This window comes from Kitasatospora sp. NBC_01266 (assembly GCF_036242395.1).
Classification (GTDB): domain Bacteria; phylum Actinomycetota; class Actinomycetes; order Streptomycetales; family Streptomycetaceae; genus Kitasatospora.
This window is the reverse complement of the sequence record NZ_CP108458.1, coordinates 506,902-519,094: the sequence shown is the minus strand read 5'-3', so window position 1 is coordinate 519,094 and position 12,193 is coordinate 506,902. Positions and strand designations below refer to the sequence as shown.

Here is a 12,193-nt window from a genome sequence, read left to right as displayed (position 1 = left end):
GTCAGCTCCGCTCGGCGTGCTGCAGCCGGTCCACCACATGGCGCACCAGTCGGCCCACGGTGAGGCCGATGATCTCCTCCAGCTCCATCCCGGCGATGAACTCGGCGAAGTTGATCCGCTCGCCCCAGCGCTCCTGGAGCTGCCCGGCCAGGGTCACCAGGTCGATGCTCTCCAACTCGAGGTCGTCGGTGAACCGGGACTCCATGGTGACCTCGGCCTCGTCCAGGCCGTAGTCCGCCAGCACCACGGCCAGCATGCCGGTGATCTCGGTGAGGACCTCCTGCTCGGTGGGCGGGCGCAGGTCCACGCGCTGCTCGCTGCTGGTCACTTGGGTTGGGTCCTCTCGTCGGGGCGGTCTGCCGCGGGGTCGTCCGCCGTGGTCCAGGCCACGACGTAGTGGCGCTCCGGCAGGTCGGGTGGGCTGTTCAGCTCGGTGCAGCGCAGTCGGTGCAGGTACGGTCCATCGGGTCCGTCCACGGCCACCAGCAGGGTGGCGGGCTCGGCCTCGATGACGGCGAACTCGCGTGGCCGGCCCCCCAGGCCGGTGCCCTGCGCCTTGGCCACGGCCTCCTTCGCCGCCCAGAACCGGGCGAACCAGAGTGCCTCGGAGCCGCCGTGCAGCCGCTGACAGTCCGTCAGAAGATGGCGCTCGGCCGGACCGAGGGCGACCTCCAGGGTCCCGGCTGGGCGCTCGGTGACCTCCTCCAGGTCGATGCCCGCCCCCGGCCCGCCGCTGGGCCGGACCGGGTGGACCAGCGCCACGGCCGCCTCGGCCCGGTGGGCGAGCGAGACGTCCAGGGCGGGCAGGATGCGGCCGTGCAGCCCGGCCACCCGGGGTCGGCCGCTGGGATCGTTGAGCACCTCGATCTCGGCGGGGAAGACCGGCCCCTCGCCCTGCTCCCAGAGCCACTGGCGCACCGCGTCCTTGACCGCGATCCGGCCCAGCAGCCAGGCCCGGCGCCCGCGCGGCGGCTGCTGCTCGTAGCGGGCGCGCTCCGCCGAGCTCAGGTGGTTGCGCATGATCAGGTCGCGGGAGGCGAGGTCCGGCCAGCGCTCGTGCAGCACCACCCAGCCGCCGGGTCGGGGCCGGGAGAGCGTGTTGCGGTCGGCGAAGCGTTCGACCGGCCGGGTCTCCGGGTGGCTGTCGAAGCGCCGGTCCTGCCAGCCGTCGACCTCCGCCCAGACCCTGTCACCGGCCCGCAGTTGCACGTCGGCTTCCAGCGCGGTGTCGGTCAGCCGGGTGATCCGGATGTGGCAGTGCAGCCGGGTGCCGGGCTGCGGCGCCGGCCCGTGGAAGCGCAACTGCCGCATCCCGACCGGGAAGACGACGGTGCGCTCGGTGCGGGTCGCCATGATCCAGTAGCCGAGCAGCTGGCCGACGTTGTCCAGCAGGGCGCCGGGCGCGGCCGGTGCGGTGATCACCCCGCGCACGTGGGCTTCGCCGAGTGCGGTCAGCTCGGTCAGGCCCTGGAACGCCGGGCCGTGGAACATCCACCGCTGCGCGTAGAGCTCGGCCGCCGTCAGCTGCGGCTCGCGTTCCCCCTCGTGCTCCACGGGCCACGGGGCGGGCGGCCCGGGGTGACGGTCCGTCAGCTCGACCGTGCCGCCGGCGAAGGTGCCGAACGCGGCGGTGAAGCGGTTCGGCCCGGCATCCTCCAGGGTGAGGTCGACGTCCAGTGGGGTCGCGGCCGGGACCCACTGGCCGAACCGCAGATCGTGGACGGTGGCGGCCAGTTGGCCGGGCCTGGCCCGTTCGGCCGCGTCCATCAGGTGCTGCACGATGGTGGTGGCGGGCACCACGGGCCAGCGGTCCGCCGGGTCGGGCCAGTCGGGGCGTTGGCGGAAGAAGCAGTGGTCGAGCAGGTACGGCATGGTCTCCAGCGAGACGTGCAGCGTGCCGCCCGGGGCGGGTGCCGCCGGGGGGAGTGGATCGGTGCGGACCGCCGGTGCGGTGCCCGCGGACTTCCCTCCCGCGCCGATGAGTTCGGCGGCGGCCTGCTCGGTCTCGCGCAGCAGCGCGTCGAGTTCGGCCGCCAGCGGGAAGCGGTCCGCGAACGCGGCCAGCCGCCGGTCGGGTCCGGGTCCGGGTGCGGGGAAGGATCCCTGACGCCCGGTCAGCTCGGCGCGCAGCGCGGTGCGCGCCGCCGGATCCAGCGAGACGAGCGCCCCGCCCAGGTCCAGCGGCACCGCCGGGTGCACCCGTTCGGCGGGGACCGAAGCCGAGGCCGAAGCAGTCGCAGTCGCAGCCCCGCTCCGGCCGGGCAGCAGCGCCGCCGTGTCCGGTTCCGCGCCCTCCACCCAGAGCGCCGCGGCCACCCGGCGCAGTTGCGCCAGCCCGTCGCGGTGCGGGGAGTTGGCCGCGATCGCCAGGTGCTCGCGCTCGCCCAGCGTGTCGCCCACCAGCGAGGCGAGCTGGCCGGTACCCACCTGGACGAAGGCCCGGAAGCCCGCCGCGTACATCGCCTCCACCAGCGGGCGGAACCGTACCGGCTCCAGCAGGTGCCGGACGAACAGCGCGCGCACCGCCGCCTCGGTGGCCGGGAACGGGGCGGCGGTGGTGCCGGACCAGACCGGCACGCTCGGCCGGTGCAGCTCGATGCGGTCGGCGGCCTGCCGGATCGGGTCCAGGTAGGGCGCCAGCATCGGGGTGTGGAAACCGGACTGGAACGGCAGCACCTGGCCCAGCACGCCGCGCGCCCGGAACCAGTGCACCAGCCGCTCGATGGGCTGCTCGGGGCCGCAGACGATCGACTGCTGCGGTGCGTTGTCGTGCGACAGGACCACCTGGGCCATGCCCTCGACGCTCGCCAGTGCCTCCAGCACCCGCTCGGCGGGGGCGCCGAGCGCGGCGAAGGCCAGGCCCGGCACCCGCAGCGAGTCCGGGTCGAAGGCCGCCAGGAAGGCGTCCACCGAGGCGCCGGAGTAGATGCCGCCCGCGATCATGGCGGTCCACTCGCCGACACTGTGCCCGGCCACGCCGTCGGGGCGCACGCCGATCCGGCGCAGCGCCGTGTCGAGCAGCCGCCCGACGGTGACCACGCCGAGCCCGTGCCGTCCGATGTCGCCGACCGAGGCGCTGCGCGCGGGCAGTGGGCGGGCCAGACCGAAGTGGTCGGCCACCTCGTCCACCCGGGGGAGGAACTCGCCCTCCAGGCCCGGGAAGAGGAAGGCGACCCGGCCCCCGGCCCCCGGTTCGAGCAGCGGTCGCGGGGCGAACCACACGTCGTTGCGCCCGCGCCAGGAGCGGCCGCGGGCCACCGCCCGGCGGGCCAGGGTCAGCCGCTTCGCCGTCGGGTCGGCGATCGCGACCCGGCAGCGCGGCGCGGTCCGGCCCGGCTCCGTCCGGCCGCCGGCCAGCAGGGACGAGTCGTCGGCCGCCAGCAGCCCGGCCAGCTGCTCGGGTCCGTCGGCGGCCAGGTACAGCACCCGCTCGGGCTCGCTGACCGTGATCCGTGGCGCGGGCAGGGCGGCCGGGGCGCCCGGCGCCTGCTCCAGCACCACATGGGCGTTGATGCCGCCGAAGCCGAAGGCGTTCACCCCCGCCCGGCGCGGCGGCCCGCCCGGAGTGCTCGGCCAGGGCTGGGCGGCCTCGATGGTGCGAAAGCGGGTGTCGGCCAGCGCCGGATGCGGATCCTCGCAGTGCAGGGTCGGGAGCAGCATGCCATGGTGCACGGCCAGTGCCGCCTTGACCAGACCGGCCACGCCGGCGGCCGGCATGGTGTGGCCGATCATGGACTTCACGGAGCCCAGAACGGCCCGCTCGCCGCTGCCGGCCGGGCCGAACACCTCAGCCAGGGTGGCGAGTTCGGCGGCGTCACCGGCCGGGGTCGCGGTGCCGTGGGCCTCCAGCAGGCCGAGTGCGCCCGCCTCGGTCGGGTCCAGCCCGGCGGCCCGCCAGGCCGCCCGCACGGCCCGGGCCTGGCCGCCGGGGTCGGGATTGGCGAGCCCGGCGGTGCGGCCGTCGCCGGCCACGCCGGTGCCCCGGATCACCGCGTACACCCGGTCCCCGTCCCGCTCGGCGTCGGCGAGCCGCTTGAGCACCACCACGCCGGTGCCCTCGCCGATCAGCAGTCCGTCGGCGCCCCGGTGGAACGGGCGGATCCGCTGGCTGGCGGAGAGCGCCCGCAACTGCGCGAAGACGCTCCACAGCGTGACGTCGTGGCAGTGGTGCACCCCGCCGGCCAGCACCACATCGCAGCGCCCGGTGGCCAGTTCACCCACCGCCTGGTCGACGGCGACCAGCGAGGAGGCGCAGGCGGCGTCCACCGTGTAGGCGGGGCCGCGCAGGTCGAGCCGGTTGGCCAGCCGGGAGGCGGCCAGGTTGGGAACCAGGCCGATCGCCGCCTCCGGCCGGTCGGGACCCAGCTGATCGGTGAACGCTTCGCGGACCCGCCCGAGCTGACTGTCCGTCAGCTCGGGCAGCAGCTCGCCGAGGGTGCGCACCAGCTGGTGTGCGCCACGGACCCGCTGGTCGAGCCGGACCAGGCCGGGCGTCAGGTACCCGCCCCGGCCCAGCACCACCCCGACCCGGTCGCGGTCCGGCAGCCGGTCCGGGCCGCCCGCGTCCTCGATCGCGGCGGCGGCGACCTGGAGCGCGATCAGCTGGTCGGGCTCGGCACCGGCCACCGAGGTGGGCACGATGCCGAACCGGGTCGGCTGCACCGCCACCGAGCCGTCCAGGAAGCCGCCGCGCCGGCAGTAGAGCCGGTCGGGGGCGGCCGGTCCGGTGGCCGCGCCCGGGTCGTAGTAGTCCGCGTCCCAGCGCCCCTCGGGAACGTCGGTGATCGCGTCCACGCCGCCCAGCAGGTTGCGCCAGTAGCTCGCCAGGTCCGGCGCGCCGGGCAGCAGCACCGCCATGCCGACCACGGCCACCGGCGGGAGCCGGCGCATCGTCATGTCCGCCACCGGCGCCGTCACCAGCCCGACGCGGTGTAGACCACGGACCGGGTCTGCTCCGCGCCCCAGGCGAGCTCGCGCAGCAGCGCCAGGGTGCCCGCCGCCGGGTCGATCAGCCGCACGCCCCGCCGCACGTAGTCGTGCGCCAACTCGGCGGAGACCATGCCGCCGTGCGCGCCCGACGGTGCCCACGGACCCCAGTGCACGGTGAGCGCGCGGCACTCGGTGCGCTCGGCCCAGCGGGCGCCCAGCTCCTCGAGCGCGTCGTTGGCCGCCGCGTAGTCGCTCTGGCCCCGGTTGCCGAGCGCCGCCGCGATACTGCCGAAGAGCACCGTGAAGCGCGGCCCCTCCGGCAGTTCGGCCAGCGCGTCCAGCAGCGCCCGGGCGCCGTCGGCCTTGGTGGCGAAGACCCGGCGGAAGGAGCGCGGGTCCTTCTCGGCGAGCACCTTGTCCTCGATCACGCCCGCCGCGTACACCACGCCGTCCAGCCGGCCGTACTCGGCGTAGACCTCCTTGACCGCCTGGCGCAGCGCGGCCGGATCGGCGGCGTCCACCGCCCGGTAGCGGGCCGGTGAGCCGAGCGCCGACAGTTCGTCGAGCGTCGCCGCGACCTCGCGCCCGGCCAGCAGCCGGGAGGCGGTGGCGTCGATCTCGGGCAGCGGCACGCCCTGGCGGGCGAGCGCGGTCCGCAGCGCGGCGCGGTCGCGGGCCGCGGCCGTCAGCGGGTCCTCGGGGCCCTCGGGCGGCGCGGTGCGGCCCAGCAGCTCCAGGCGGCACCGGCCGGCGGCGGCCAGCGTGGCCGCGAACCGCGCGGTGATCCCGCGCGCGCCGCCGACCAGCAGCACCACGGCGTCCTGGTCCAGCCCCAGCGCCGCGGCCTCCGCCACGCCGTCGCCGGCCGGACCGGCGCCCGTGCTGCCCAGCAGCCCGAGGCCCGACTCCACCAGGGTCAGGCCCTGGCGCCCGCTCGCACCGCGCAGCACCACCGGCTCGCGGTCCTCGGCCAGCAGCTCGCCGAGCAGCGTGTCGGCCGCCCGGGCTGGGTCCACCGGGTCCAGCTCGACCAGCCGGGCCACGGTGTCCGGGTACTCGCGGGCCAGCGTGCGGAACAGCCCGCGCAGCCCGGCCGTCCGGCCGCTGTCCAGCGGCGCGCGGTCTGCCGGGGCGCCGTCTGTCGAGGCACCGTCTGCCGGGGTGCCGTCCGGTCGGGCGAGTCGAGCGGTTCGGGCGGCAAGGAGCCAGCGGGGCGAGGTGGCGAGGGCGGCCTGTAGCGCGGGCACGCAGCCCGGCAGCACCGGAGCGCCGTCGATCGCGAGCGGGTCGAGCAGCAGCACGCCGTCCACCGGCCCGTCCGCCGCCGACAGTTGGTGAGCGGCGTCCACGGTCAGCACCTGCGCGTCGTGCGCGGCCAGCCGGGCGGTCAGCGCCTCGCGGACGCCGTGGCCGTCCTCGCCGAGCAGGACGAAGCGCTTGCCGGCCAGCGCCGCCGGGCTCCCGGTGGCCTCGGTCAGCGGTGCGAGCCGGAACTCCAGGCGCAGCGGTTCGTGTCCCACCACTGCTGACGGTTCGTCAGGCAGCGGGGTGGCGGCGGCCGGTTCCGGTGCGGCCCGGTGCACCCGGGTGGTGAGCCAGTCGGTGATGGCGGCGGTGGTGCGGGCGCGGGAGAGTTCTTCGATCTGGTCGTCGGTGAGTTGGCCGAGTTCGGTGGCGGCGCCGAGGCGCCTGGCGAGTTGGCCGATGATCTCGGTGCGTTTGATGGAGTCGATGCTGAGGTCGGCTTCGAGGTCGAGGTCGGGTTCGATCATGTCGGCGGGGTAGCCGGTGCGTTCGCTGATCACCTCGACCACCAGGACCGACAGGTCGCCGATCGCGGGCGGTTGCACGGCGGTCGGGGTCGCGGTGACCGCCGGAGCCGCACTGCCGATCCGGGCGGTGAGCCAGTCGGTGATGGCGGCGGTGGTGCGGGCGCGGGAGAGTTCTTCGATCTGGTCGTCAGTGAGTTGGCCGAGTTCGCCGGCCGTGCCGAGGCGCCTGGCGAGTTGGCCGATGATCTCGGTGCGTTTGATGGAGTCGATGCTGAGGTCGGCTTCGAGGTCGAGGTCGGGTTCGATCATGTCGGCGGGGTAGCCGGTGCGTTCACTGATCACCTCCACCACCAGGACCGACAGGTCCCCCGCCGCGGGTGGTTGCACGACGGCCGGGGTCGCGGTGACCGCCGGCGCGGGAGCCGCGGCGAGGGCCGGCGACGGTACCGGTAGGACGGCGGCCGGCAACGAGAGCGCGGCGGGCACACCGACCGTCCCACCGGCCGGGCCACCGAGGTAACTCAGCAGCACGTCCCGCTGCGCCGCGATCAACTCCCGGCTGCTGCGAAGGAACTCCGAGACCAGGGCGTCCCCGCCGGTCGGTTGCGGTACGTGGTCGGTCATCAGCGCCTCCGGCACGAGTCGGGCCGGTGCCAGCGCACCGGGCAGCAGTTCTCCGGCAGCGGTTCGCACCAGCTGTCCGTCCACCGTCCAGCCGGGCCGGCGGGTGGCCCGCGCCCGGCTCGCGTCCACCGCGTCCCGGCCGCGCAGCAGCCGTTCGGTGCGCACCGGAACGCCCGCGACGGCCAGTTCGGCCAGCGCGTCGAGGAAGCCGGGCAGTCCGCGCCGGCGTCCCTCGAGGGCCACCGCGCGGTGCGGCCGGTCGCCGAGCACCGCCGACACCAGGCGGGTCAGCACCGACCCGGGGCCGGCTTCGACGAAGACCCGCGCGCCCGCCTGGTACATGGCCTCCAGCTGCGCCACGAAGCGCACCGGCGCGCCGATCTGGGCCTCCAGTTCGGCCCGCACCCCGGCCGGGTCCAGCGGGTAGGCGGCGGCGGTCCGGTTGGCGAAGACCGGGAACTCCGGCGCCCGCACCGCGCGGGCGGCCAGCGCCTGGGCGAACCGCTCGCCGGCGCCCGCCACCAGCGGGCTGTGGAAGGCGCAGGCGACCGGCAGCCGCTTGACGTCGTGCCCGGCCTCCCGCAGCAGCTTCGTCGCGGCGGCCACCTCCTCGGTGGCGCCCGAAATGACCGTCTGGCGCGGCGCGTTGTGGTTGGCGGCGACCACCCGGCCGGCCAGCCCGGCCGCCGCCAGCAGCTGCTCGACCTGCTCGGCACCGGCCGTCACCGCCGCCATCGACCCGGGGTCCGCGCCCTCGCCGACCGCGTCCAGGATGGCCCGGGCCCGCTCGGCGCCGAGCGCGGGGAGGTCCTCGGCCGCCAGCGCGCCCGCCGCGCAGAGTGCGACCAGCTCGCCGTAGCTGTGGCCGCCCGCCAGCTGCGGACGGACCCCGGCCAGCGCCAGCAGCTCGTAGGCGGCCAGCCCGGCCATGCCGAGCACCGGCTGGGCCACCCGGGTGTCGGTCACCGCGCCGCGCTGCGCCTCGCGGGCCTCGGGCGTGAAGGCCAGCGGCGGGTAGAGCACGTCGGCGTACGCCTCGCCCAGCCGCAGGTGGCGCTGCACGCCCGGGAAGGCCGAGAAGAGCTCCGCGAACATCCCGGGCCGCTGGCTGCCCTGCCCGGGGAAGAGGAAGGCGAGCTCGCCGGTGTCCTCGCCGTCCTCGGCGGCCAGGTACAGCCCGTCGGCCGGGCTCTGCTCCCCGTCCAGCGCCCGCTCCAGCAGCGCGGTCAGCTCGGCGAGGTCCGAGGCCACCACCGCGACCCGCACCGGACCCTGCGCCGACTCCGCGCGCCGGGAGGCGGCCAGCGCCAGGTCGCGCAGCCGCCAGGGCGCACCCTCGGCCCGCGCGAGGCGCAGCAGCTCGGACACCGCGCGCAGCGCCCTGGCCCGGTCGGTGCCCCGGAAGGTGAACAGCTCGGCCGGCCACTCCTGCAGTCCGTGCACCGGCGACGGGCCGTCGTAGCCGCGCAGCACCGCATGGAAGTTGGTGCCGCCGAAGCCGAAGGCGCTGACGCCGGCCACCCGTTGGGCCGGCGGTGCGGCCCACGGCCGGGCCTCGGCGTGGAACGCGAACGGGCTGTCCGCCGCCTGCCAGGCCGCGTTCGGCTGCGCCAGGTGCAGGGTGGGCGGCTTGACACCGGTGTGCAGCGCCAGTGACGCCTTGATCAGCCCGGCCAGCCCGGCCGCGCACTTGGTGTGCCCGATCTGCGACTTGACCGACCCCAGCGCGCAACTCCCGGGCGCTGCCCCGGCCTCGGCGAACACCGTGGTCAGCGTGGCGAGTTCGGTGCGGTCGCCGACCACGGTGCCGGTGCCGTGCGCCTCCAGCAGGCCGACCTCGGCCGGCTGGACGCCGCTGCTGCGGTAGGCCCGCTCCAGCGCCAGCCGCTGCCCCTCGGGCCGGGGCGCGGTCAGGCCCAGCGAGCGGCCGTCGCTCGCGCTGCCGACCCCCTGGACCACGGCGTACACCCGGTCGCCGTCCCGCTCGGCGTCCGCCAGCCGCTTCAGCACCAGGCAGCCCACACCCTCGCCCAGCGCGATGCCGTCCGCCGATGCGTCGAACGGGCGGGAGCGGCCGGTGGGGGAGAGCGCGTGCACCGAGGCGAAGAGCAGGAAGTCGTTGATCCCGTTGTGCAGGTCGGCGCCACCGCACAGCGCCAGGTCGGCGGTGCCGGCGGCAAGTTCCTTGCAGGCCACGTCCAGCGCGGCGAGCGAGGAGGCGCAGGCCGCGTCGACGGTGAAGTTGGCCCCGCCCAGGTCGAGCCGGTTGGCGATCCGCCCCGCGATGACGTTGGAGAGCATGCCGGGGAAGGAGTCCTCGGTGAGCTCGGGCAGCTGCTCGGCGATCGCCGGCGGCACCGTGCCCAGGTAGGACGGCAGCACCGCGCCCAGCACCCCGGCGTTCGACAGGTCGCTGCCCGCCTCCGCGCCGAAGACCACACTGGTGCGGGAGCGGTCGAAGTCCCGGCCGCCCTCGGCACCGCCGCCGTCGTACCCCGCGTCCAGCAGGGCGCGGCGCGCGGCCTCCAGCGCCAGCAGCTGCACCGGCTCGATGCTGCCGAGCGCGGCCGGCGGGATGCCGTAGCTCAGCGGGTCGAACGGGATCGGCGGCAGGAACCCGCCCCACTTGGACGGAGTGGTGCCGGGAGCGCCGTCGGCCGCGTGGTAGAGCGCCGGGTCCCAGCGCTCGGCCGGCACCTCGGTCACCGAGTCCACCCCGTGCACCACGTTCGCCCAGAACGCGGGCAGGTCCGGCGCGCCGGGGAACATCCCCGCCATGCCGATCACGGCGATCTCCAGCGGTTCCGGCGCCGGCTCCGCCTCGGCGGGGATCGCCAGTCCCAGCCGCTCCGCCAACTCCGCTCCCCGGGCGGCCAGGTAGCCGGCCGCGCCGGTGCTGACGGCCGCGTGCAGCTCGGCCAGCGTGGTGGTGTCCGAGCGCAGCACGGCGACCTGCCCGGCCATGAACATGCCCCGCTCCAGCTGCCCCTGCTCGTCCACCGGGGCGAGCGTCCCCGCCACCCGGTCGACGCCCTTGCTGGCGATCCGCAACCGCCCGACGTTCAGCTGCTCCAGCTGCTCCCAGATCTGCCGGTCCGGCACGCCGTCCGCCCGCAGCCGCTGCCTGGTCAGCTCGAACTCCGCGGTGAAGGGGCTCGGGACGCACCGGGTGGCGTGGCCGGGCGCGGTCTGCAGCAGCTCGGTGTGCCGCGCCGCCAGGACCTGGCGCTGGAACTGCGGCCGCACCGCGCCGTGGGCCACCGCCTCCTCGGTGAACAGGTACGCCGTGCCCATCAGCACCCCGGCGGCCACCCCCCGGGCGGCCAGCGGCGCGGTCATCGCCGCCACCATCGCCGCCGAGCGCTCGTCGTGCACGCCGCCCGCGAAGAGCAGCTCCACCCGCGCGGCCTGCCGGTCGGCCTGCGGCGCGGCGTCGAGGAAGTCCGCCAGCACCGCCAACTGCGCCTCCCAGAGCGGGAAGCTGTGCCGGGGGCCGACGTGTCCGCCGCACTCCGCGCCCTCGAAGACGAACCGGCGCGCCCCGTCCGCCAGGAACTGGCCCAGCAGACCGGGCGAGGGCACGTGCAGGAAGGTGCGGATGCCCGCCTCCTCCAGCACCCGGGCCTGCGAGGGGCGTCCGCCCGCGATCACCGCGTGGCTGGGTCGGGCGGCCAGCACCTGCGCCAGCTGGGCGCTGCGGACCTCTTCCGGTGCGAAGCCCAACACGCCGACTCCCCAGGGGAGTCCACCGACGGCCTCGGTGGTCCGCGCGAGCAGCTCCCGGGTCTGCTCCGGGCCGGCCAGCGCCAGCGCCACGAACGGCAGCGCGCCGGCCTCGGCCACCGCGGCCGCGAACCCCGGCTGGTCGCTGACCCTGGTCATCGGCCCCTGCGCCACCGGCAGTGCGGTGCCGAGCGCCAGGCTGAGCGGTGCCCGGGGGCCGAGCAGCTCGGCGGCCGCGCCCGGCGCGGTGACCGCCCGCAGCCCGTCCAGCACGGCTGTCCGCAGACCGTGCACGGTGCGGGCCACCGTGCCCCACCGCTCGGCGAACCGAGCCGCGAGAAAGCCGTCCTGACCGACCGTCAGCGCACGATCGGCCGTACTCCTGCTCAGCACCCGGCGGCCGTCGACCACGCTGGTCTCGGATCCGTCCATGCCGCGCACGGCCGCCGCGGCCTCCTGGGAGGCCGCGGACTCGGCCAGCAGCGCGAGTTGGCTGTCCAGCACCACGCCCACGGCGCCACCGGCCACCGCCCCGGCCGCGGTGTGCGGCCCGATCCCGCCGGCCGCCCAGACGGGCACCTCGATCTCGGGCGCACCGACCAGCTGCTGCAGCAGCACGAAGGTGCTCAACTCGCCGACCCGCCCGCCGCTCTCGGCGCCGCGCGCGATCAGTCCGTGGGCCCCGGCGCGAACGGCGGCCAGCGCCTGTGTCAGGTCGGTCACTTCGACGAGCAGGCGGTACTCCCGGGCCAGCGCGGGGAGTGCCCAGCCGGGAGTGTCCACGGCCAGCAGCAGGGTGTTTCCGCATCCGCCCGCCGGGCGCAGATCCGCTGGTGAGAGGCGGCAGTCGGGCCCGATCCGGACGCCGAAGCGGCCAGGGACTCTCTCCCGGAGTCTGGCGAACTCCTCGCGCGCATGGCGGTCACCGCTCCCCAGATCCAGCACCCCCAGGGCTCCGGCGCGGCAGACTGCCTCGGCGAGCCCGGCGTCCGGTTCCTGGAACGGTGTGATCCCGATGACGAGATCGGTCAGCGGTAAGGTGGGCCTCAGCATGGGCTCTCCGGGTAAGAGTCACGGCGCAGTCGGGGCAGGTGCGACTCCCGGCGCAGGGCATCACCAGACGCCCTCGCTGGGACACGAGGGTG

3 protein-coding genes are annotated in these 12,193 nt (G+C 76.1%); all 3 read right to left on the bottom strand.

Annotation, left to right across the window (positions count from 1 at the left end; translation table 11 throughout):
* Position 1: 1 nt before the first annotated feature.
* The 3 genes from OG403_RS02305 to OG403_RS02295 all read right to left on the bottom strand — a co-directional run bounded on the left by OG403_RS02305 (position 2) and on the right by OG403_RS02295 (position 12,101).
* Positions 2-256: a phosphopantetheine-binding protein gene (locus OG403_RS02305; protein ID WP_329572055.1), complete on the bottom strand. Its 255-nt coding sequence runs from the start codon at positions 254-256 to the stop codon at positions 2-4.
* Between the two features lie 68 nt (positions 257-324).
* Positions 325-4,896 carry a polyketide synthase gene (locus OG403_RS02300; RefSeq protein WP_329560968.1) on the bottom strand — a complete coding sequence of 1,524 codons (4,572 nt, stop codon included), beginning with the start codon at positions 4,894-4,896 and terminating at the stop codon, positions 325-327.
* 17 nt (positions 4,897-4,913) lie between these two features.
* Positions 4,914-12,101 carry an SDR family NAD(P)-dependent oxidoreductase gene (locus tag OG403_RS02295; RefSeq protein ID WP_329560967.1) on the bottom strand — a complete coding sequence of 2,396 codons (7,188 nt, stop codon included), beginning with the start codon at positions 12,099-12,101 and terminating at the stop codon, positions 4,914-4,916.
* Between the last annotated feature and the right edge of the window lie 92 nt (positions 12,102-12,193).

What these genes read in the sequence shown, in the direction of transcription:
- OG403_RS02305 (WP_329572055.1), bottom strand. Translation starts at nt 256, where the DNA reads ATGCTGGCCGTGGTGCTGGCGGACTACGGCCTGGACGAGGCCGAGGTC.
- OG403_RS02300 (WP_329560968.1), bottom strand. Translation starts at nt 4,896, where the DNA reads ATGACGATGCGCCGGCTCCCGCCGGTGGCCGTGGTCGGCATGGCGGTG.
- OG403_RS02295 (WP_329560967.1), bottom strand. Translation starts at nt 12,101, where the DNA reads ATGCTGAGGCCCACCTTACCGCTGACCGATCTCGTCATCGGGATCACA.